This is a genomic window from Saccharopolyspora montiporae, from assembly GCF_015209505.1.
GTDB lineage: Bacteria > Actinomycetota > Actinomycetes > Mycobacteriales > Pseudonocardiaceae > Saccharopolyspora > Saccharopolyspora montiporae.
Window position 1 is genome coordinate 100,568 of record NZ_JADEYC010000009.1, and the last position, 21,277, is coordinate 121,844.

Genomic DNA, 21,277 nt, shown 5'->3' on the forward strand with positions numbered 1-21,277 from the left:
GCCGGGTAATCGCTGCGCAACACCACCGCTTTGGAGGTTGCCATGGCCCAGCTCGCGACGGAACCAGTGACCCTGAAGACGCCGGGCGGGGAACTCGAAGGCGATCTGGTGATCCCAGACCAGGCCACCTCGATCGTGCTTTTCGCGCACGGGTCGGGCAGTTCGCGCCGCAGCCCGCGCAACCGCGCCGTGGCTGAAGCGCTGCGCACCGCCGGTTACGGCACGCTGCTGATGGACCTGCTCACCCGGGACGAGGCCGCGTTCGACCAGCAGACGCAGCAGTTGCGGTTCGACGTGGACCTGCTCGCCGAACGCCTGGTACCCGCGGTCGACGCGCTGGGCGACTGGCCGAGCACCCGCGGGCGGTACGTGGGCCTGTTCGGCGCGAGCACCGGGGCGGCCGCCGCGCTCAAGGCCGCGGCCCGGCGCCCGGACCGGGTGGGCGCCCTGGTGTCCCGCGGTGGGCGCCCGGACCTCGGCGGGGACGCGCTCGCCTCGGTCGAGGCCCCGACGCTGCTCATCGTCGGCGGCAACGACCGGGAGGTGCTCAACCTCAACCGCCAGGCCGCCGGGTTGATGACCTCGCTGCCCCTGGCCGATGTCTCGATCGAGATCGTGCCCGGTGCGGGCCACCTGTTCGAGGAACCGGGCGCGCTGGAACACGTGTCCGCTTCCGCGGCCGCCTGGCTCCGGCACTACCTCGGCGCAGCGCCGAACGCCTCGGAGGGCGGGCACTTCAAACCACCGGAACCACGCCGCAGACCACCGACCAGCTGAGGACGGGAGCTCAGCGCGGCATCCGGCGCCACACGAACTGCGGAACCAGGCGCATCCCGGCGAACACCCAGCGCAGCACGCGCGGGACCCAGACCACGCGGCTGCCGCGGCGCAGCCCGCGGATGGTCGCGTCGGCCACCTGGTCCGGTGTGCTCGACCACGGCGCCGGATCCATCCCGCCGGTCATCCGCCCGATCACGAACCCGGGCCGCACGATGAGCAGACGCACCCCGCTGCCGACGAGCGCATCGGCCAGACCGCTGGCGAACCCGTCCAGCCCGGCCTTGGCCGAGCCGTACACGTAGTTGGCGCGGCGCACCCGCACGCCGGCCACCGAGGAATAGACGACGATCCGCCCGCTGCCCTGCTCGCGCAGCAGGTCGGCCAGCCGGGTCAGCACGGCCACATGCGCGACGTAGTCGGTGTGCACGATCTGCACGGCGTGCTCGGCGTCGTGCTCGGCGCGGGTCTGGTCGCCGAGGATCCCGAAACTCGTCACCACCACCGAGATCGGCCCGTGCTGCCGGAACAGCTCGTCGAGGACCCGCTGGTGCGTGTCCAGGGCAGCGGCGTCGAACTCGGCGCGCACCACCTCGGTGGCCCCGGCCTGGCGCAGCGCGGCTTCCTCACCGTCCAGTTCGGCGCTGCGTCGCGCGGCCAGCACCACCTTCCGGTGGCCGCGCGCGGCGAGCCGCTGCGCTACCGCCGCCCCGATCTCACTGCGCCCGCCGAGCACCAGAACCGTTCCGCTCATCTTGGCGAGTCTGCCACCCGGCGACCGGCGCCGATTCCCGGCGGCCCCCTGATCAGCCCGTACTCGGCAAAGACGCGCTCCGGCCGCGGCGGATGCGCGGTTCAGCGCACCGATCACTGAGCCGAACGGACTACGACTGCAGCACGTAACGGACGTTTACCGGCCGGTTGGCGCACGCATAGGCTGGCGAACCGGTCGCGATCATGAGCAGGCGGCCGCGAGCGGAAGGGCAGGACGAGGCGCAGCATGGACTCTGTGGACGAGCCGCGGATCGACACGACCCGGCCCAGCATCGCCCGGGTGTACGACGCGTTCGTCGGCGGCAAGGACAACTTCGAGGTGGACCGGGAGGTCTACCGCACGCTGCTGGATGTCGCCCCGGAAGCCGCCGAGGTCGGGCGGCAGTGCCGCGCGTGGCTCATCCGGGTCGTCCGGTTCCTCAGCGGGCAGGCCGGGATCGACCAGTTCCTGGACCTGGGCTCGGGCCTGCCGACCGCGGAGAACACGCACCAGGCCGCGCAGCGGCTCAACCCGGACGCGCACGTCGTCTACGTGGACAACGATCCGGCGGTGGCTGCGCACGGGCGCGCGCTGCTGGAGGAGAACGACCGCACCCACTTCGCCGTCGCGGACCTGCGCGAGCCGGAGCGGATCCTGGCGCACCAGGCGGTGGTCCGGAACATCGACCTCAGCAGGCCGGTGGGCCTGATCCAGTGCAACACGCTGCACCACGTCACCGATGAGGACGATCCGGCCGGCATCATGCAGCGCTACCTCGCCGCGTTGGCGCCGGGTTCGTTCGCCGCGATCTCGCACCTGCACAACCCGGGCGACGGCAGCGAGCAGGCCGACCTGGCCGAGGAGAGCCAGCGCCGGTTCAACGCGATGATGGGCAGCTGCTTCTACCGCGGGCACGCGGAGATCCGGGCGATGTTCGGGGATCTGGAGATGATCGACCCCGGCCTGACCCACCTGCACGCGTGGTGGCCGGACGGTCCGCAGCTGGGCCCGCCCTCGACGGGCGACCACCTGCTGCTGGGCGGGGTCGGCCGCAAGAACTGACGGCACCGGGTTCCCGGGACGCGGCGTACTGCGCCGCACCCCGGCCCGCCGGGCACTCCGCGGCGCACCGCCGAGGCCCGGCGCCACCGTCATCCGGAGTACTTGGCCGCCCAGTGCCGCATCGCGTGCTCGACCAGGCTGATCAACGTGCGCTTGGTGGATTCGCGATCCCGCGCATCGCACGGGCCCATCGGCACGTCCGGCCCGATGGCCATCGCCTCCCGGACCTGCTCCGCGGTGTGCAGCATGTTCCCGTCGAAGCAGTTCACCCCGACCAGGTAGGGCAACCCGCGGTCCTCGAAGAAGTCGATGGCCGAGAACGAGTCCGCCAACCGCCGGGTGTCCACGAGCACGATCGCACCGATCGCACCGCGCACCAGGTCGTCCCACATGAACCAGAACCGCTGCTGCCCGGGCGTGCCGAACAGGTAGAGGATCAGGTCCGAATCCAGGGAGATGCGGCCGAAGTCCATCGCGACCGTGGTCGTCGACTTGTCCGGCGTCGCGGCCAGGTCGTCCACGCCCTGGCTGGCCTCGGTCATCACTGCTTCCGTGGTCAGCGGCATGATCTCGGAGACGGAGCCGACGAACGTCGTCTTCCCGACACCGAAACCACCTGCGACCACGATCTTCGCCGACGTCGTGCCGCCCTTGCTGGCCGGCTGCGGCGGGGTGGCTCGGGGGGCGCTAAAGCCGACGGAGTCCACTCAAAACCCTTTCCATCAACACCATGTGTGGTGCGCTGCCGCTTTCGCTCACCGTCTGGTGCACGGTGATCAACCCCAGTTCGGCCATGTCTGCCAGCAAAACCCGCGTGACCCCCACCGGCACGGACAGCAGAGCTCCCACCTCGGCCACCGACCGGGGCTGGTCCCGGCAGAGATCGGCGATCGACTGGTGCTCCAGCCGGGCCGGTACCCCCGGACGGGAGGTTTCCCCGGCCGAGACCAGCGTCTCCAGCTGCAGTTCGTGCGTCGACCGGGTGCGACCACCGGTCCAGGTGTAGGACCGCACGCTGGAGGCCGCGCGCTGCTCCTCCGGTTCCGGGGCCTGCTGCTGGTCGTGGTCCGGTTGCTGCGGCTGCTGCTGTTCCGGACGCTGTTCGTCGGTGCGCTCCCGGCGCTTGCGCCTGCGCCTGCTGTCCAGGGAGAAGCCGTTGAGCACATCGGCGAGCGCGTCATCACCGCTGTCCTCGTATCTTCGCCCGCTTTCCGAGAAATCGGAGCCTCTGCTCATCGCGTCCTCACACCAGCTGGCCCGTGAACGAGTTCGACGCGCTCTGCAGCTGCGACCGGATCTCCGGCGTCAGCATCTGGCCGACCCGCTCCACGAGCATGGTCATCTCGTAACCGATCAGTCCCATGTCGCACTGCGGGGCCGCGAGCACCGTGAGGCACGAGCCGTCACTGATGCCCATCTGCAGCAGGGTGCCGTGCTCCATCTCCACGACGGTCTGCACGACTTCGCCCGCCTCGAAACACTTCGCCGAGCCCTGGGTCAGGCTCAGCAGACCGGACGCCACCGCGGCGAGCTGGTCCGCGCGGTCCCGGGGCAGGGTGTTCGAAGCCGTCAGCAGCAGACCGTCCGCCGACACCACGATGGCGTGCGCGACGCCGGTCACCTGTTCGGCGAAGTTCGTGATCAACCAGCCGAACCTGCGGGAAATCGTCTCCTGGGCAGTCATGCAACCTCCTGTTCATTGCCGCCGATGACCGGCTGGTTCGACCTCGCCGGCGGGCTCACTCCTCATCGGACGCGCGGTGCCTGCCGCGGCTGGCCCCGCTCTGGAAGCCGGAGAGCCGGTCGCGCAGGTGGTCGGCGTCCCGGTGCAGCTGTCCGCCCGACGACCCGTCGTCCGACTTCGAGCCGATGCTGCCGGGAACCAGGTGCGCCTTGGGTGTGCGCCGCGGGAGGCCGGCTTCGGTGAACGAGGCGGGCTGCGGGTTCGCCGCAGCCTCGGCCGCTTCCCGCCCCCGGTCCGCTCCGGAATCGGGCCACTGCGGTTCGGCCGCTTCCGGCGCCTGCTGGGCCGGGGCCTCCTGCTGGCCGCCGAACCGGACCCCGTTGTGGTTGTCGGCGAGCTGCCTGCTGATGTCACCCGCGCTGCGAGTGCCGGCCCGCTGCTCACCGGCGGGTTCGGCCGCGCCACCGGATCGCGGTGTGCGCTGCGGGAGTCCGGACGAGGTGTAGGACAGTTCGCTCGCACCGCCGTCGGCGGGGTCACCCGCGTCCGGCCAGCCGGGATCGTCGGCGCCCTCCTCGTCGGCGAACGGGTTCTCCGACGCGGGCTGGAACCACTGCGACGCGGACCGCCCCGGTTGCGGATCCGGTTCCGGCGGCGTGGTCGGCGCCGGCCGCGACCGCGGGACCGGGGACGGCGGGTTCGGCGGACCGGGCGCGGGCGGCGGCTGCTCGACCGACGGCCACTCGAACCCGGGTTCCGGATGCCCTGCCAGGTCCGACGGGGCATCGAACAGGTACGCCGTGGGCCGTTCCGCGTCCACATCGCCGGACGGCTCGAACAGGCTGTTGCCGAGGAGTCCTGGTTCCGGCGCGGGAGCGGCCGCCTGCGGAGGCGGTTCCGGTGCGGGCGGCTGCGCGGGTGGTTCGGGTGCGGGCGGTTCCTGCCACATCGAGGTGCGCAGGTCCTCCCGCGAGGACCCGTTGACCGGCGGATGCGTGTCCGTCGCGCCCCCGTGCAGCAGTTCGTTCCGATCGATGCCGTTGTTGGTGGCACCGGGATCCTGGTGATCGTCGTACCAGGATCCGCCCGGCGTCCCGTCCGAAGCCCCGGGCCAACCGGGCGGTGCCGCCCGTCCCGGCGAGGGCAGGGCGCCCGACGTGGGCATCTCCTGGTGCGCGTGCCCGTTGTTGCCGTACGAACCGAGGTCGCCGTTCGACCCGGAGTTGCCGTATGAACCCGCGTTGCCGTACGAACCGGGGTTGCCGCCGAACGCACCCGGGTTGCCCGGCGGCTGCCAGGCGGCCGTCGCCTCCGAGGAGACCACGTGCTCGGCCGGGACCATCACGGTCGCGCGCACCCCCTCGACGTCCGGGCCGCCGTGCAGCTCGACGCCGATCCCGTGCCGCACCGCGAGCCGGCCGGCGACGAACAGGCCCATCCGGCGCGAACTGGCCAGGTCGTCCTCGTCCACGCGCGCCAGGCGCTGGTTGGCGCGGGCGAGCTCGGCATCGCCCATGCCGATGCCCTGGTCGAGCACGTCCAACACGATCGTCCCGTCACCGGCCTGGTACCCGGACAACGTGACGTTGGTGTCCGGCGCGGAGAAGTTCGCCGCGTTGTCCAGCAGCTCGGCCACCAGCCGCACCATGTCGCTGGCCGCGTACCCGCGGAGCTGGACGTTCGGCGGCGGCTGCACGACCACCCGCGGGTAGTGCTCGATCTCGGACACGGCCGCGCGCAGCACGTCGGCCAGCGTCGTCGGCTGGGTGAACCGGCGGGCCAGGTCGCTGCCGGAGAGGACCATGAGGTTCTCGTTGTTCCGGCGCATCCGGGTCGCGAGGTGGTCCAGCTGGAACAGCCGGGACAGCTGATCCGGATCTTCCTCGTCGTGCTCCAGGTCCTCGAAGAGCCGGAGCTGCCGTTCCAGCAGGCTCTGGCTGCGCCGGGACACGTTGATGAAGACCTCGCTGTAGCCGCGCCGCAGGTCGGCCTGCTCGACGGCCAGCCGCAGCGCCTGCTGGTTGACCTCGTCGAACGCCCGGGCCACCTGCCCGACCTCGTCGGTGGTGCGCACCGGAACGGGCGTCACCGCGGAGTCGGCGCGCCCACCGGAGCGGATCTCGGCGACCGCGTCCGGCAGCTGGTACTCAGCGGCATCCAGCGCACTGCTGCGCAGCTGGCGCAGCGACCCCAGCAGGTGCCGGGTGATGACGATCACGGTCGCGGCGGCCGCGATGAGCGCGGCCAGCAGCAGCACCGAGTCCCAACCCGCCTGGTCGCTGGCGTCGGACTCCAGTCCCGCCGCAGTGGTGCGCACGTCGTCGGCGACGAGGTCGTGGCCCCCCTTGATCACCTCGACCGAGGCGTCCGAGGCGGTGTTCCACTGCTCGCGGCCGATGGAGTACTCGCCACTGGCGACGTCGTCGGTGCTCTCCATCAGCACCGCGGCCAGCAGCTGGTTCCGCTGGGTGACCTCCGGACCACCGACCTTCTCCGTGAGCAGTTCGCGCCACTTGGCCGCGACCGTCGATCCGGCTTCGCCGATCTTGCTGACCAGCCGGGCGCGGGAACCCATCAACTGCTGCAGGGCCTGCTCGTCCAGCGCGCCCTCGGACAGGCCGGTCAGCACCAGCGCCTGCTGCAGCCGGACCTCCTCCATCATCGAGAGCACCGACTGGCTCGCGGCGGCGTTCGAGGACAGCTGCGGGTCGGCGACGGTGCTGGTGAGCGCGGCGTCCAGCGACAGGGCCGCGTTGGTCAGGGCGGAGTAGCCCTGGATGGCCTGGGCGGGGGCGAGCTGGTCGTTCTGCACCCCGTCGCGCAGCTGCTGGATCCCTTGAAGCTGCCTGGTCAGCTCACCGTTGCGGTCGACGACGACTTCCGCGAAGTCGTTGTCGGTCCGGCTCATCAGCTCGTCGAGCGCGGCCACGGCCCGGTCGGTCTCCACTGCGCTGCGCTCGACCTGTTCCGGACCGGTGTCCCCGGTCAGGTACTGGACCGCTCCGTTGCGTTCTTCCTGCAACGAACCGAGGAGGGGTTCGATGCGCTCGACCGCGTCCAGGACCTGGGCCACCCGCCGGTACTCGCCGGCCTGATCGACCTGCCAGCCGATCTGGCCGACGCCGAGCGTGATCGCGAAGATCAGCGGCACCAGCACGACCGCGGCCAGCTTGGTGGGCAGCGGCCAGTTGCGCCACTGCAAGACCTTGTCCCGGCGGCGTGGGGCGCCGCCGGCCTCCTCGTCGACGTTCACGACTGCCCTCCCGGCCGCGGGCGGGGATTGCCGTGCCGCGCACCCCGGGTACGTCGGCTGTCCGGCCAACTGCTCGTTGGAGAACGGCGCATGCGTGCGATCCCGCAATCGTCGTCAGGTTTGTCAGGGTGAAATCCAGCCGCGGCGGCGTCGGGCGCGGCGATCAGCAGCGGCTCACAGTACTGCACCGCACCTGCGGGAGCCCCGCCTGGCACGTGCTGCTGCGACCTCGCACGGATCGCGCATTCCGGACACCGGTCTCGAACTGCAACCCTTCCCGTCCGCGCGACTGACTTTCAGTGCCCACGCACTATAAGCCCCACTGCGCGAGAAAGCACCGGGGGCGTTTTCCCATTCGGCTGCGGCAAACAGGGTAGGTCACACCGCGTATCGGCGGCCCTGTTGCGAAACTCGCAGTTTCACTCGTTCGGAGTAAATGATTACAATTGCGCATCGCGGGATGGACAGCGAATTCCCTGGTCGCCGACTCCCGTCGTGCCCGAACCGCAATGACCTGGTGATACCAGACAGTAACCAGACCCGCCGCAGCCCGCGCCCATCCTGCCCGCTATGGGTCGACTGTTCAGCCAAAACGCAATAAAAAGTGGCGATCACCACACTGTCGGGTGACAGCGTGGCGTGGTTAGAATTTCTCGCCGTCGCAGGTCCCGGCCCCAGCGGCCGACCGCACAGTTCCAGGAAGGATGCATGAGCAACGCAACGCAATCCGCGGTGCGCGGCAACCCCCGCGATCCGGGCGGAAACGGGCGGACAGCCTTCGGTGGAATCGACAAGAGCGCAGTTCGGTACACCCCGGAGCACGTCGATTTCTCCGCCATCCAGCAGAGCCCTGAATTCCGTTCCCTGCGCAGCCGCCTCAAATGGTTCGTCTTTCCGGCGACGGCGTTTTTCCTGATCTGGTACCTGGGGTACGTCGTCCTCGCCGCCTACGCACCGGACTTCATGGCCCAGCGGGTCTTCGGTGAGGTCAACGTCGGTCTGCTGATGGGCATCGGGCAGTTCGCGACGACCCTGCTGCTGACCACCCTCTACGCCCGGTACGCCCGGAAGCACCTCGACCCGCAGGTGGACGAGCTCCGGGAGAACGCGGGCGGTGCCGCCTGATGCCCGATTCCCTGATCCCCGAAGACACCGCGATCGTCAACACCGCGGTGTTCGCGGTGTTCGTGCTGATCACGCTGATCGTGGTCTACAGCGTCAGCAACCGCGGTACCACCAGCGACTACTTCGTGGCCGGGAGCTCGTTCAGCGGCGCGCAGAACGGGATCGCGCTGTCCGGCGACTTCCTGTCCGCCGCGTCCTTCCTCGGCATCGCCGGGGCGATCGCCGTGCACGGCTACGACGGCTTCCTGTACTCCATCGGCTTCCTGGTCGCCTGGCTGGTGAACCTGCTGCTCATCGCGGAGCGGATGCGCAACACCGGCCGGTTCACCATGGGCGACGTGATCAGCTTCCGCACCCGGCAGCGGCCCGTCCGCGCAGCGGCGGCACTGTCCACACTGGTCATCACGCTCGTCTACATGATCGCCCAGATGGCCGGTGCCGGTGGTCTCGTCGCGCTGCTGCTGAACGTGCACAGCGGCTGGGGCCAGGCCCTGGTGATCGCCGGCGTCGGCCTGATCATGGTGTTCTACGTGCTGGTCGGCGGCATGAAGGGCACCACCTGGGTGCAGATCATCAAGGCGACCTTCCTGCTGCTGTGCGTCGTGCTGATCACGATCTTCCTGCTCGGCAAGTTCGGCTACAGCTTCAGCGACCTGCTGCGCCAGGCGGCGGACAACAACCCCAACGGCGAGGCGATCTTCGCACCCGGTGTGCAGTACGGGATTTCGGAGATGTCCAAGTTGGACTTCGTCTCGCTGTCGCTGGCGCTGGTGCTCGGTGTCGGGGGCCTGCCGCACGTGCTGATGCGCTTCTACACCGTGCCCAACGCCCGCGAAGCGCGGAACTCGGTGGTGTGGGCCACCTGGACGATGGTGCTGTTCTACCTGTGCACCCTGGTCATCGGGTACGGCGCAGCCGCGCTCGTCGGTACCGACACGATCCTCAACGCCCCCGGCGCGGAGAACTCGGCCGCACCGCTGCTGGCGTACGAGGTCGGGGGCACGGTGATCCTCGGGCTCGTCGCGGCGGTCGCCTTCGCCACGATCCTGGCCGTGGTCGCCGGGTTGACGCTGACCGCGTCGGCCTCGTTCGCCCACGACATCTACGCCAACATCATCCGCGGCGGCAACGCCGATTCGGACCGGGTGCTGCTCGTGGCGCGGTGGACGGCGGTGGGCATCGGGCTCGCCTCGATCCTGGGCGGCGTGCTGGTCAACGGGCAGAACATCGCGTTCCTGGTGGGGCTGGCCTTCGCTTTCGCCGCCTCGGCGAACCTGCCGACCCTGCTGTACACGCTGTTCTGGACGCGGTTCAACACCACCGGCGTGCTGTTCAGCATCTACGGCGGGCTCATCTCCTGCCTGCTGTTGGTGCTGCTGTCCCCGGTCGTGTCCGGCTCCCCGGACTCGATCCTGCCGGACGTGGACTTCGCGCTGTTCCCGCTGAAGAACCCGGGAATCGTTTCCATTCCCGTCTCGTTCCTGCTCGGATTCATCGGCACGTTCCTGCACAAGGGCCCCTCGGAACGGGAACGCCAGGCCGAGCTGGAAGTCCGCTCGCTGACCGGGATCACTCCCCGGAACGGCTGACGCCCGCGTCCTGCGGGCCCCGTTCGAACCGCCGCCCGGTTCGAACGGGGCCCGTGCGCGATCGCGCACCCCCACCCCCGAACGATCCGCCGCGCATCACCCACACGCCGGATCCTCCTCCGCCGCCCGACAACGATGGGTCACCGGACCGCGCTTCCCCGCACCAATTCCGCTCTACCCGATCGGATAATGTCCGGGCGCCCTTTTCGAAATAGAATGGAAAGCGGCCGGAAGAACCGGAGCAGACAGCTTCGGAAATTGTGAAAATTGATCTCCGGCCCTTGGCGGGGGCTAAGATGCGCAACGTTCGCAAGGCACTTCTCGCTGCTGCTGTGGCCGTGGCCTTCCCCACATCCGGGCTGGCCACGCACGTCGTGACACTCGCGCTGAACATCCGGAGCGAACTGATGCACCGGGCCGAGCAGGTCTCGCACGAACAATCGAGGAAGTTCGAGCAACCAGGAGTTCGAATCCGGTCGGCACCCGGAGTCGAGGCAACCGTCGTGGGGGACGGCAACCCCGGTGAAAGGGCCGAGGTGCACCGGGCCGTCGACGGCAGCGCAGTTCTGTGCGAGAACGGTTCGAACAATTCTGAGTGGTTCGAAATCACGAACCGGGACACCTCGGTCACCGGGTACGTAAGCGGCTGCCTGCTGTGATCCGCCCGCGCCGCCGACACGCGCGGTCGGCGGCGCGCAGCCGGTGTCAGGCCACGGCCGCGGCCAGCGCCCGCCCGGCCTGCCTGCCGGAGAACAGGCAGCCGCCGAGGAAGGTGCCCTCCAGCGCCCGGTAGCCGTGCACCCCTCCACCACCGAAACCGGCGGCCTCACCCGCCGCGTACAACCCGGGCAGCACCTCTCCGGAGCCGTCCACCACCTGACCGGACAGGTCGGTCTCCAGCCCACCGAGCGTCTTGCGGGTCAGCAGGGACAACCGCACCGCGATGAGCGGCCCGGCCTCCGGGTCCAGCAGCTCGTGCGGTGGTGCCACGCGCACCAGCCGGTCCACCGCGTAGCGCCGCGCGTCCCGGATCGCGTTGACCTGCTCGTCCTTGCCGAATCCGCTGGTGAGCTGCCGGTCGCGGGCGCGTACCTGCTCGTGCAGCGCGGACTCGTCGACCAGCTGCTCGCCCACCAAGTCGTTCATCCCGCGGACGAGTTCGCCCAGCGTGCGGCGCACCACGAAATCGGGGCCGCTGCGCACGAACTCCGCGATCGGCCCGGGCGTACCCCCGCCACCGCGCTGCAGCACCCCGCGCACGCTGCGCCCGGTCAGGTCCGGGTTCTGCTCCGAGCCGGACAGCGCGAACTCGCGACCGATGATGCGGCGGTTGAGCACGAACCAGGTGTGGTCGTAGCCGGTGCGCGTGATGTGCTCCATCGTGCCCAGCGTGTCGAAACCGGGGAACAGCGGCGACGGCAGCCGCTGCCCGCGGGCATCGACCCACAGCGAGGACGGCCCGGGCAGGATGCGGATGCCGTGCTCGGTCCAGACCGGCGCGTAGTTGCGGATCCCTTCGGTGTAGTGCCACATGCGGTCCGGGTTGATGACGCTGGCACCCACGTGCGCTGCGATGCCCAGCATCCGGCCGTCCACGTGGTCGGGGACTCCGGCGATCATGCGCTGCGGCGGCGGACCGCAGCGCTGCGGCCAGTTCTGCCGCACCAGGTCGACATCACCACCGATCCCGCCGGAGGAGACCAGGACCGCTTGGGCGCGCAGCTCGAACTCGCCCGCCTGCTCGCGGGTGCTGGGCTCGCCGCGCTGCGCACCGCTGGGGGCGAGAAGCTCACCGCGCACCCCGGTGACCGAACCGCCCTCGGTGATCAGCTCGCTCACCCGGTGCCGGAACCGGAAGCGGACCAGCCCGCGTCGTTCGGCGCTGCGCACCCGGCGCAGGAACGGTTCCAGCAGGCCGGGTCCGGTCCCCCAGGTGATGTGGAAGCGGGGCACCGAATTGCCGTGGCCGGTGGCCAGGTGGCCACCGCGTTCGGCCCACTGCACCAGCGGGAAGAAGCGCACACCCTGCTCGGCCAGCCATGCGCGCTTCTCCCCGGCGGCGAATTCCACGTAGGCGCGCGCCCATTCCCGGGGCCAGCGGTCTTCCGGCCGGTCGAAGGCCGCGGAGCCGAACCAGTCCTGCAGGGCGAGCTCGGGCGAGTCGTGCACGCCGAGCCTGCGCTGCTCGGGCGAGTCGACGAAGAACAACCCGCCGAACGACCAGTGGGCCTGCCCGCCGAGCGAGGCCTCCGGCTCCTGGTCGAGGACCAGCACCCGCTTTCCCGCGTCGGCGAGTTCGGCGGTGGCCACCAAGCCGGCCAGTCCCGCTCCGACGACGATCACGTCCGCTTCCGGCATGTTCCGCTCCCCCCGGGGTTGACTTCCCGATACCGCCGGTTGACTTCCCGATACCGCCGACTCTATACCGAATCGAGTGAGCATCCGGGCGATCCGGGAACGCCGCGGATGTTCGGCGCCGTCGCAGTTCCCAGGCGTGCGAAACCACCCGGTCAGGGTGTATCAGGATGATCCGCTTGGAAAAGCGGTGGCCGATGGGCAATCTGGGCACATCGGATCAGCGGTAATCGAATACCGCTCTGCGAAGGGAACTTTCGATGACTTCGGCATTGTGCTCCACAATGGACACTGGAAGCCGCTCTGCTCGCGGGCCCGCGACGCGCACCGCACTGGTGGCGGCCGCGGGAGCGCTGACCGCACTGCTGCTCGGCGCCACAGCCCCGGAGGCCGCCACCGCACCGGGGTCGGGCGCGGACCGACCGTGCCGCGCGGGCCACTTCTGCGCCTGGGGCCAGGATTCGTTCACCGGCCGGGCGCACCACACCGCCGCGGCGGGCGCGGAGTTCGAGCGCTGCATCCCGCTACCCGACGGACTGGAGGCGAAGTCCTTCGCCAACAGCACGCACCACTCGGTGACCGTGTACCAGGACCCGGACTGCGACACGGATGCCGACTTCTCCACGCACCCACCCGGTTCCCAGGTGCCCGAGGCGCCCTACGTCGCCCGCGCCATCCAGGTGTGGCGCAGCTGAGCACCGTCAGCCCGTGAGCTCGCGCACCAGCGCCGCGAGTTCGTCCGCGGACCGCTGCCAGCTGAACTCGCGGGCCCGCTCGCCCGCGGCGGCGACCAGGGCGGCACGCACATCCGGATCGGCGACCCCGCGCACCGCTGCGGCGAACCCGCGGTGGTCACCGGGCGCGAAGAACGCGGCGTGGCCCGCGGTGACCTCGCGGAAGATGTTCAGCTCGGTGCACACCACCGGTGTCGCGGCGTACATGGCCTCGATGACCGGGAGGCCGAACCCCTCGTCCCGCGACGCCGTCACCAGTGCGCTCGCACCGGCGAGCAGCTGCCGGTAGTCGTCCTCACCGATCCCCCGCCAGAACACCACGGAACCGCCCTGCTCCGGAACCAGCGCACGCAGCTCGCGCTCCCGCCGCGGATCGATGCTGCTGACGAGGTGCAGGCGGTGCTCGGGAAGGAGTGCCATGCCCCGGATCAACGTCTCGACGTCCTTGTACGGCATGAACGAACCCATGTACACCAGATCCCGCGCACCGCCGCCGTCGCGCAGCGCGGGCCGGGCGACAGCGGTGTCCGGCGGCGCGTTGGGCACCACGCGCACCGGGCGCGCGGTGAGCCGGTGGTGCTCGATCAGCCGCCGCGTCGTTTCGCTGACCGTGACCACGGCATCCGCTCGGTTCAACAGCACCCGCTGCGGCCAAAACGCCGTGTGGAACAGGCGCCAGGCCCACCGCACGGGGGCGGGCAGGAAACCGGGGGGCTGCGGATGCCGGTAGTAGATCAGGTCGTGCAGCGTGACGATCAGCCGGTAGCGCCTGCGGAAACCGCCGATCACCTGCATCGGACTGAACACCACATCGGCGCCGATCTCGTGCAGGCGCCGGGAGATCCACAGCTCGGACAGCGCGACCGGCCGGTTCACCCGCACCCACGCGATGCCGTGCGGCAGCATGTCGAGCTGGCGCTCGTCGTGGATGAGCGCGGTGACCCGGTACCGGCGGCGGAGCTGGTCGAGCAGTCCCGCGCCGAACCGGCTGATGCCGTCGTGGGTGTCGATCCGCGTCCAGCGCGCATCGACGACGAGGTGCCATCCCCGGTCGTCGCCGCTCGTTCCGGCCCGTCCGGCCCCGGCCGCCTCGCTCACGGGGTGCCGAGGAAGCGCTCGACGGCGGCCGCGGCGGCCAGCGGGGTCTCGTAGTGCACGAGGTGGCCGACGTCGGGCAGCACTTCCAACCGGGCGTCGGCCATCCGGTCGGCGAGTTCGCGCTGCCCGGCGACCGGCGCGATCTCGTCGTGCTCACCGGCGATCAGCAGGGTGGGCATGCCGATCGCGTCGGCGAAGTCGGCAACCGTGCTGGTGACCGACGCCTGGAAGGTCTCGCTGAGCACCGCCGGGCTGTGGAACCGATTGAAGTGCCGGAGGTGGCTGTCATGGATGAACTCGCGCAACCGCTTGTCCTTGGTCCGGGTCATCGCCCGGCTCGACGCGAGCACCACCCACCTGCTGCTGAGCAGCGCATGCCCCGCCTTGCCGGGCAGGGCGCGGCCCAGCGAGTAGTAGGCGGAGGTCAGCTTGGACATGGCCACCCGGGGACCGGCCAGGGCCGGCGTCGAGATCGGGTTGATCAGCACCAGGCGCCGGACCAGATGCGGCACCCGGGCGGCGATCCGAGCGGCCACGATGGAGCCGAACGAATGGCCGATCAGCACGATGGGCCTGCCGCGGTCATCGAGGCGGCGGATCAGTTCGATCAGCGCGTCCGCGTACCCCGCGGTGTCGTGCGTGCGGCCCCGCATCGGCTCGGAATCGCCGAATCCGGGCAAGTCCGGGATGATCACCCGCCCGCGCGCAATACCGGCGGCGATCAGCTCCAACCCGTGGTGCGTCCCGCGCAGCCCGTGCACCATCAGCACGGTCTCGTGCTGGTCCGCACCGTCGGCACCGGCTCCGGCGGGGTAGACCCAGTAGTGCAGGTCGGCCTCGCCGATGCGCGCTACCTCCTCCGACGGCCGAAGTCTCGCGGTGTCCACGGGCGGTCCTCAGCTAGCCAGTTCAGTGGGCGTTTCATCCGATTCTGCCAGCGCGTCCGGATCGATCACCTGGCGGTATATCGACTCGAACCGCCCCAGGACCACGTTGATGTCGTGCTGGGCCACGAACCGCTGCCCCGCCGCACCCATCCGGTCGATCGTCTCCCGATCGGCGAGCACGTCGTCGATCGCGGCGGCCAGCGCGTGCACGTCCCGCGGCGGGTACAGCCAGCCGTTGCTGCCCGGCTGCACCAGGTGCGGCAGTGCCATCGCGTCGGCGAGCACCACCGGTGTCGCGGCGGACAGCGCCTCCATGGTCGCCAGGCTCTGCAGCTCGGCGATGCTGGGCATGCAGAACAGGTCCGCGCGTGCGTAGGCGTCCAGCAGTTCCTCATCGGAGACGTACCCGGGGAAGTGCACCTGCTCGGCGATACCCAGATCCGCGGCGAGCTGCTCGAAATCGGCCTTCCGCGAGCCGTCGCCGATGATCTCCAACCGCATCTGGTCCCTGGTCCGCAGCAGCGATGTCGCGCGCAGCAGATCGTCGATGTGTTTCTCCTCGTCCAGCCGCCCGACGAACAGCACCGTGCGCGGGTGCGGATCCGGGTCCTGCTGGCGGTGGCTGAGCGCCCGCCGCCGGTAGCGCTCCACATCGATACCGCAGGAGACCGGCATCGCTCGGGCGGTGAAACCGTTGTCCTGCAGCAGCTGCACCGCACGCGGGGTCGGAGCGGTGACCTGCTGGGCCTTGCCGTAGTGCCGGACGAGGTTGTGCCACAGGATCCGGGCCGCCAGGAACTGCAGCGACTTCGGCACCTTGAGGTAGCCGAAGATGTTCTCCGGCATGAAGTGGTTGGTGGCCACCAGCCCGATCCCGCGCCGCCGCGCGGCGTTGATCAACCCGCGGCCGATGAAGAAGTGCGACTGGACGTGCACCACGTCCGGCTGGATCTCGTCGAGCAACTGCGCCGCCCGCGACGAGGCGCTCCACGGTGCGAGCGCGCGGATGGCCGGGTGGAACGGGGTGCCGAAGGACGGAACCCGATGCACGGTCACGCCCTGTTCGGTGCTGGTCCGCTCCCGGCGGTCGGTGGAGTGGCAGATCACGTGCACGTCGTGCCCCCGTGCCGCCAGGCCGGTCGCCAGACGGTGCCCGAAATTCGCCGCTCCGTTCACATCGGGCGGATAGGTGACCGCACCGACCACGATCCGGAGCGGGCTCGCGTTGAGCGGCTGCGAAGTCAAGTGGAACTCCCGTCAGGACGATCTGTCGAACTCGGTTCGGCGAGCGGATCCCCGCCGACGGCGGCGGGAATCCGGGATTCCTTGGCTGTCCGGGTGGTACCGGGCGAGGACGAACACCCCGGCGCACGCGACCACGGCGAAGATGATCTGGCCGACCGCGGTCCAGGTGCCCACCAGGTCGGCCTCACCGAGCAGACCGATGCCCAGGCCCACCGCCACCAGCGGATCGATCACGGTCAGGCAGGCCACGACCAGGTCCGGCGGACCGCTGGCGTAGGCGTGCTGCAGCAACCAGCCGCCCACGAGCGCGGCCACCACGATGCCCAGCACGGGCAGCAGGTTGTCGTCCAGCAGTCGCAGTTCGGTGACCTGCTGGGCGATCCCGCGCATCAGCAGCGAGACGTACCCGTAGGCGACCGCGGTGGCAGCCGCGAACAGCACGCAGCGCACCTTCGACCCGGTCAGCGCGGCCAACACGGCCAGTCCCGCCACGACGGTCGCGATGAGCTGCGTGGCGGTGATCTGGTGCTCGGTGGACACGGCAGTGGTGCGCGCGCTGCCCACGGCCAGGAACACGAACGCGCCCACACCACCGGTGGCCGCGGCCACCGCGAGCAGCATGTTCGGGCTGAAGTCCCGCGGGTGGTACCCGCGCTCGCGCATGGTCAGCAGCACGGTGACCGGCAGCGCCAGCACGCCCACCGGCTGCACCACGCTCAGCGGCGCCATACCCAGCGCCACCGCGTGCAGCACGGCCCCGCAGCCCAGCGCGATCAACCCCAGCAGCCAGCTGCGATCGCGCACCAGGTGCAGCTGATGCCGCAACCGCAACCCGCTGTTGCCGATCGTGTTGCGCACCGCCGCGTGCTGCAGCCGGGCACCGAAGGCATAGCCGAACGCGCCCAGCGCGGCGAGCACCACCGCCAGCGCCGTCATCGCGGACCACGCCCCACCCGGCGGTGCCGCCTGCGCGGGAACACCCGTGCCCGGGCACCGGAACGCAGCGCTGCCGGCCGCCGCCCCGCGGACCGCCGGGCACTGTCCGCCGCCGCGTCCGGCGGCGGCGGACCGGTGCAGAACTCGGGTCCGGACAACTGCGGTCTCCGCCTGCGCTGCTGGTGCACGTCGATCAACCCCGCGCCTCGCGAGCCCGGCCCGTCCCCGGGGCCGACCTCACCCAACTCCCGAACGGGGACCGGCCCCGCCCTGCGACCTGCGCGGCCCGTTGAGGGCCTCCCGGCGAGTTCACGGACTGCACCCCACCCGCTCGGCGGTCCCAGCATCCCCCGGCTTCCCGCATGCTGTCACCTGGCACACGTGCCCGCGCCGCAGCGTCCCCGATCGCTCGGGTGCCGGAACGACCCGACCCGCGGGCAGACCGATCACCGACCGTGCACGCTCGCACGCCGCCCGGACGGGGCCGCTCGCACGCGCTGCTGCGCTGTTCACCGGATGCACGAGCCCGACTCTAGAACAAGCGGGCGGCCGAGATTGCCAGCAACACATGCGCGGGGACCGGCCGGACGCCGTCCGCGCTGCGCCGTTCCCGACGCAGGAACTGCGCACGGCCCCGTTCCTCCGCACCGGAGGCCACCGCGATGATCATCGCCCGTTCCGGCAACGGTGACCGAACCGACACCGGGGCTGTGCGCCGTCCGGCCGCGGCACCGCGAACGGGATCGGCGCCATCACCTGCTGTGTCCGACCGGGCGACGCACCGAGCCGGGACCGGCCGGCACCGGCGGGTGCGACGATGGCCGGGTGGCCCACGAACCGGTATCCGCCCGCGCGGTCGGCCCTCGCGACTCGGCGGCGCGCACCCGGCGCGGCAAAGCGCTGCTCCTGGTAGCGCTGATCGGGTCCGGCTCGGGGATGGCCGTGCTGGCGAGCGCGTACCTGGCTCCCGGTGCGGTGCCCGGGCTGCCCGAACCTGGACCGGGAGTGCGCTACGGGCTGCCCGCCGTCCGCACCGCGCTGAACATCGCAGCCCTGCTCACCGTCGGGCTGAGCGTGCTGCCCCGCCTGCTCGGCCCGGGCAACCCGCGGCGCAGCGCGGCAGTGCTCGCCCGCGCGGACCGCGCAGCCGTGATCACTTCGGCGGTCTGGCTGCTGTGCGCACTGCTCGCGCTCGTGCTGCAGGCCGCCGAACTGCACCCCGGCCGGACGGCCACCACCGGGATGCTGACCGACTACGCGACCGGGGTGCCCGCCGGAACGGCGCTGCTGGCCGTGGCCGGATGCGCCGCGGTGAGCGCCGTGCTGGGCGTGCTCGCCGCCCGCGGGGCGAGCACGGTCCCCGCCGGACTGCGCACCGCGATCGCTCTGCTCGGCCTGCTGCCGCTGCCGCTGACCGGGCACGCCGGCGACTGGCGGTTCCACGACATCGCCATGATCTCCGTCGAGGTCCACGTGCTGGCCGCCGCGGTGTGGACCGGGGGGCTCGCCGCGCTGACCCTGTTCGCCGCACCCGCCCGCGGGCTGCTGGCCGAAGCGGTGCCGCGGTTCTCCGCGTTGGCGACGGCGGCCATCCTCGTCGTGGCGGTCTCCGGTGCGTTCAACGGCCTGGTGCAAGTGCTGACCGGCCCCGGTGGCGGCTTCAGCGCACTGCTGACCACCGCCTACGGGCAACTGGTGCTGGCCAAGCTCGGCTGCCTGGCCCTGCTGGCCGGGATCGCCGCGCGGATGCGCTACCGGCTGCTGCCGCGCATTCGGCGCCACCAACGCACCGCCCTGCTCGGCTGGGCGGTGCTGGAAACCGGGGTGCTCGGCGCGGCCTACGGGCTCGGCGTGGTCCTGGCCCGCGCCCCGGCCCTGGGCTGACCGCCCGAGGCCGGGGCGGCGGGTCAACGCGGAATCTTGAGAACCTGGCCCACGTAGATCAGATCCGGATCCGAGATGCCGTTGGCCTGGGCGATCGCCTCCGCCGGAACGCCGAACCGGCCGGCGATCTCGGAGAGCGTGTCCCCGGGCTGCACCACGTAGGTCTCCTCCCGCGGCGGAGGCGGCGGAGGCGGCGCTCCCCCGCCTCCGGTCAGCGCCTCCAGCGGCACCATCGACACGTTCAGATCGGTGTTCCCGGCGATTCCGGGCACCTGCCCGTCCGAGGCGTACTGGTGCAGGCCGACCCGGTCGGTCAGGTACCCCGGCTCACCTGGGTTGCGACCGTAGTGCGCCACCCACAGCGTCACGCCCGGGTCCACCCAGCCGTCGGTGCCCAGCTTGTCGGCGAACCACGAGGCCGAGGCGTACACGACGACCTCGTTCCTGCCGGTGTGCCCGCGAATCGCGTCGATGAACCCCTTGACCCAGGCGCCGAGGTTCGGCGCGTCGGTCTCGATGTCCAGGCACGGTGGCAGGTTCCCCGGCGCGGCCGAGTCCAGCCTGCCCAACTGCCCCGCGAAGTCCGCCGCCTCCTGCTCCGGACCGTTGGTGTCCGGTCGGGCGAAGTGGTACAGGCCGGTCACCATCCCGGCACCGCGCGCACCGCCCAACTGGGAATCCAGCACCGGGCTGACGTACCCGATGCCCTCGGTGGCCTTGATGTAGGTGAACGCGTACCCAGCGCCGCGCACCTGCCCCCAGTCCGGCTCGCCCTGGTACCTGGCGACGTCGATGCCCTGAATCCGCTCGGCCATGGCCGACCCCCTGTGTTTGGCCTGTGATGGGTGTCAAAGTATCGAAATCCGGGATTCAACCACTCCCGCTGATCAGGTCAAGCCCGCCACCCGTTCGGCCGAACGGGGTCCCGCGGGGCGCACCGGCCGGCACCGCACGAGAAGCCGGACCGGAAAACCACCGGATGCGGGCATTTCCGACAGCGGAATGCGAAGTCAGTTCACGAAGCGCACCCTCGGCAGCCCGGCCGTGGCACACCGCGGAAATCTCGGACGGCAGGCAACCTCCGTCTCCCCGGGGCGTCTTGGAGAACAGCAGAGCACGCGGACGTTCCCGACCGGGAACGCAGGATGGGGAGGTGGTCCACGTGACCCCGAAACTGCGCAACATCGGCCTGCGCACTCTTCAGACGACCGGAGCGGTGCTGGGGGCAGCGCTGATCACGAGCTGCGCCGGACAGGCGGGCGGCGCGCTGGACGCATCGACCGAGAACGCCGCCCAGGTACCGGTGCAGGCCGACACGCTGCCGGCCCAGGACCAGCAGCCCGCCGAGGACCAGGCGCCGGCCGAACCGGTCGAATCCAACCCGCCGACCGAATCCAACCCGCCGGCGGGGTCGACACCGCCGGAGCAGGCGACCGACCGCTGCCACACCTCGATGTTGTCCGGCACCCTCACCGAACCGGATGCCGGCGCCGGCCAGCGCTACGCCGAGCTGACCCTGCGCAACACCAGCGCCGAGACCTGCACGCTGTACGGCTACGGCGGGCTGCAGCTGGTCGGCGAGGACGGAGCACCGCTGCCCACCGAGCTGGAGCGCACCGCCAATCCGGGCCCCGAGCTGATCACGCTCGCCCCGGAGCAGACCGCCAAGTCCACGCTGCGCTGGACCGCGGTCCCGCACGACGGGGAACCCACCGACGAGCCGTGCCAGCAGACCCCGGCCGCCGCACAGGTCATCCCGCCGGACGAAACCGATCCGCTGGACGTCGCGTGGACCAGCGGGCCCGTGTGCGGATTCGGTGCGATCGACGGCAGCGCCTACCACAGCTGACCGGGTGCGCCGGTGCGGCCGACCCGTCGCACCGGCACGCGCCCG

At 70.9% G+C, this 21,277-nt stretch carries 19 protein-coding genes; 8 read left to right on the forward strand and 11 right to left on the reverse strand.

From position 1 onward, the window contains the following. Positions 1–42: 42 nt before the first annotated feature. Complete coding sequence (locus IQ251_RS05850; protein ID WP_193927418.1) at positions 43–777, forward strand: dienelactone hydrolase family protein; 735 nt, start codon at positions 43–45, stop codon at positions 775–777. 10 nt (positions 778–787) lie between these two features. On the opposite strand, the gene dprE2 is transcribed toward IQ251_RS05850, so the two are convergent. Beyond that, entirely contained in the window at positions 788–1,531 is a 744-nt protein-coding gene (gene dprE2, locus IQ251_RS05855) for a decaprenylphospho-beta-D-erythro-pentofuranosid-2-ulose 2-reductase (protein ID WP_193927419.1), read from the reverse strand. Between the two features lie 246 nt (positions 1,532–1,777). On the opposite strand from dprE2, the gene IQ251_RS05860 reads away from it, so the two are divergent. Beyond that, positions 1,778–2,593 (forward strand): SAM-dependent methyltransferase, encoded by an 816-nt coding sequence (locus IQ251_RS05860; protein WP_193927420.1) that lies wholly within the window; start codon positions 1,778–1,780, stop codon positions 2,591–2,593. An 89-nt stretch (positions 2,594–2,682) separates the two neighbouring features. Here IQ251_RS05860 and IQ251_RS05865 read toward each other — a convergent pair whose 3' ends face one another. From IQ251_RS05865 to IQ251_RS05880, 4 genes are read right to left on the reverse strand one after another with little or no spacing between them, the layout of a single operon-like run. Further along, entirely contained in the window at positions 2,683–3,300 is a 618-nt protein-coding gene (locus tag IQ251_RS05865) for a GTP-binding protein (RefSeq protein ID WP_193927421.1), read from the reverse strand. Further along, complete coding sequence (locus IQ251_RS05870; protein ID WP_193927422.1) at positions 3,281–3,829, reverse strand: DUF742 domain-containing protein; 549 nt, start codon at positions 3,827–3,829, stop codon at positions 3,281–3,283. The genes IQ251_RS05865 and IQ251_RS05870 overlap by 20 nt, the downstream gene beginning before the upstream one ends. A gap of 7 nt (positions 3,830–3,836) precedes the next feature. Beyond that, positions 3,837–4,277, reverse strand: a complete 441-nt coding sequence (locus IQ251_RS05875; protein ID WP_193927423.1) for a roadblock/LC7 domain-containing protein — start codon at positions 4,275–4,277, stop codon at positions 3,837–3,839. 55 nt (positions 4,278–4,332) lie between these two features. Beyond that, complete coding sequence (locus IQ251_RS05880; protein WP_193927424.1) at positions 4,333–7,530, reverse strand: nitrate- and nitrite sensing domain-containing protein; 3,198 nt, start codon at positions 7,528–7,530, stop codon at positions 4,333–4,335. Positions 7,531–8,238: 708 nt separating this feature from the next. On the opposite strand from IQ251_RS05880, the gene IQ251_RS05885 reads away from it, so the two are divergent. The 3 genes from IQ251_RS05885 to IQ251_RS05895 all read left to right on the forward strand — a co-directional run bounded on the left by IQ251_RS05885 (position 8,239) and on the right by IQ251_RS05895 (position 10,903). Next, positions 8,239–8,655, forward strand: coding sequence for a DUF485 domain-containing protein (locus tag IQ251_RS05885; protein ID WP_193927425.1), 417 nt, complete (start codon positions 8,239–8,241; stop codon positions 8,653–8,655). Further along, entirely contained in the window at positions 8,655–10,244 is a 1,590-nt protein-coding gene (locus IQ251_RS05890) for a monocarboxylic acid transporter (protein WP_193927426.1), read from the forward strand. Before IQ251_RS05885 ends, IQ251_RS05890 begins: the two co-directional genes overlap by 1 nt. Positions 10,245–10,540: 296 nt before the next feature. Then, positions 10,541–10,903, forward strand: coding sequence for an SH3 domain-containing protein (locus IQ251_RS05895; RefSeq protein WP_193927427.1), 363 nt, complete (start codon positions 10,541–10,543; stop codon positions 10,901–10,903). A gap of 46 nt (positions 10,904–10,949) precedes the next feature. Here IQ251_RS05895 and IQ251_RS05900 read toward each other — a convergent pair whose 3' ends face one another. Further along, on the reverse strand, positions 10,950–12,602 hold the full coding sequence (locus tag IQ251_RS05900) for an FAD-binding dehydrogenase (protein WP_193927428.1): 1,653 nt from the start codon (positions 12,600–12,602) through the stop codon (positions 10,950–10,952). Between the two features lie 281 nt (positions 12,603–12,883). On the opposite strand from IQ251_RS05900, the gene IQ251_RS05905 reads away from it, so the two are divergent. Next, positions 12,884–13,294, forward strand: a complete 411-nt coding sequence (locus tag IQ251_RS05905; RefSeq protein ID WP_228046196.1) for a peptidase inhibitor family I36 protein — start codon at positions 12,884–12,886, stop codon at positions 13,292–13,294. Between the two features lie 6 nt (positions 13,295–13,300). Here IQ251_RS05905 and IQ251_RS05910 read toward each other — a convergent pair whose 3' ends face one another. From IQ251_RS05910 to IQ251_RS05925, 4 genes are read right to left on the reverse strand one after another with little or no spacing between them, the layout of a single operon-like run. Further along, positions 13,301–14,431: a glycosyltransferase family 4 protein gene (locus IQ251_RS05910; RefSeq protein ID WP_193927430.1), complete on the reverse strand. Its 1,131-nt coding sequence runs from the start codon at positions 14,429–14,431 to the stop codon at positions 13,301–13,303. Then, on the reverse strand, positions 14,428–15,318 hold the full coding sequence (locus IQ251_RS05915) for an alpha/beta fold hydrolase (RefSeq protein ID WP_370591225.1): 891 nt from the start codon (positions 15,316–15,318) through the stop codon (positions 14,428–14,430). The genes IQ251_RS05910 and IQ251_RS05915 overlap by 4 nt, the downstream gene beginning before the upstream one ends. 9 nt (positions 15,319–15,327) lie before the next feature. Beyond that, positions 15,328–16,563, reverse strand: a complete 1,236-nt coding sequence (locus IQ251_RS05920) for a glycosyltransferase (RefSeq protein ID WP_193927431.1) — start codon at positions 16,561–16,563, stop codon at positions 15,328–15,330. Positions 16,564–16,575: 12 nt separating this feature from the next. Further along, the gene (locus IQ251_RS05925) at positions 16,576–17,499 is read right to left on the reverse strand and encodes a DMT family protein (protein WP_228046197.1); all 924 of its coding nucleotides are present in this window, start codon (positions 17,497–17,499) and stop codon (positions 16,576–16,578) included. An 825-nt stretch (positions 17,500–18,324) separates the two neighbouring features. Here IQ251_RS05925 and IQ251_RS05930 point away from each other — a divergent pair. After that, a complete protein-coding gene (locus IQ251_RS05930) occupies positions 18,325–19,383 on the forward strand; it encodes a CopD family protein (RefSeq protein WP_370591226.1) in 1,059 nt (352 codons plus the stop codon). Positions 19,384–19,406: 23 nt separating this feature from the next. Here IQ251_RS05930 and IQ251_RS05935 read toward each other — a convergent pair whose 3' ends face one another. Continuing rightward, positions 19,407–20,198 (reverse strand): GH25 family lysozyme, encoded by a 792-nt coding sequence (locus IQ251_RS05935; protein WP_193927432.1) that lies wholly within the window; start codon positions 20,196–20,198, stop codon positions 19,407–19,409. Positions 20,199–20,545: 347 nt separating this feature from the next. Between IQ251_RS05935 and IQ251_RS05940 the strand changes: the two genes are divergently transcribed. Then, entirely contained in the window at positions 20,546–21,232 is a 687-nt protein-coding gene (locus IQ251_RS05940; protein WP_370591227.1) for a DUF4232 domain-containing protein, read from the forward strand. Positions 21,233–21,277: the final 45 nt, after the last annotated feature.

Excerpts from the sequence above, each read along its gene's own strand:
- IQ251_RS05860 (WP_193927420.1), top strand. The coding sequence starts at position 1,778 with ATGGACTCTGTGGACGAGCCGCGGATCGACACGACCCGGCCCAGCATC.
- dprE2 (WP_193927419.1), bottom strand. The coding sequence starts at position 1,531 with ATGAGCGGAACGGTTCTGGTGCTCGGCGGGCGCAGTGAGATCGGGGCG.
- IQ251_RS05905 (WP_228046196.1), top strand. The coding sequence starts at position 12,884 with ATGGACACTGGAAGCCGCTCTGCTCGCGGGCCCGCGACGCGCACCGCA.
- IQ251_RS05890 (WP_193927426.1), top strand. The coding sequence starts at position 8,655 with ATGCCCGATTCCCTGATCCCCGAAGACACCGCGATCGTCAACACCGCG.
- IQ251_RS05875 (WP_193927423.1), bottom strand. The coding sequence starts at position 4,277 with ATGACTGCCCAGGAGACGATTTCCCGCAGGTTCGGCTGGTTGATCACG.
- IQ251_RS05850 (WP_193927418.1), top strand. The coding sequence starts at position 43 with ATGGCCCAGCTCGCGACGGAACCAGTGACCCTGAAGACGCCGGGCGGG.
- IQ251_RS05885 (WP_193927425.1), top strand. The coding sequence starts at position 8,239 with ATGAGCAACGCAACGCAATCCGCGGTGCGCGGCAACCCCCGCGATCCG.
- IQ251_RS05900 (WP_193927428.1), bottom strand. The coding sequence starts at position 12,602 with ATGCCGGAAGCGGACGTGATCGTCGTCGGAGCGGGACTGGCCGGCTTG.
- IQ251_RS05870 (WP_193927422.1), bottom strand. The coding sequence starts at position 3,829 with ATGAGCAGAGGCTCCGATTTCTCGGAAAGCGGGCGAAGATACGAGGAC.
- IQ251_RS05925 (WP_228046197.1), bottom strand. The coding sequence starts at position 17,499 with ATGACGGCGCTGGCGGTGGTGCTCGCCGCGCTGGGCGCGTTCGGCTAT.
- IQ251_RS05935 (WP_193927432.1), bottom strand. The coding sequence starts at position 20,198 with ATGGCCGAGCGGATTCAGGGCATCGACGTCGCCAGGTACCAGGGCGAG.
- IQ251_RS05895 (WP_193927427.1), top strand. The coding sequence starts at position 10,541 with ATGCGCAACGTTCGCAAGGCACTTCTCGCTGCTGCTGTGGCCGTGGCC.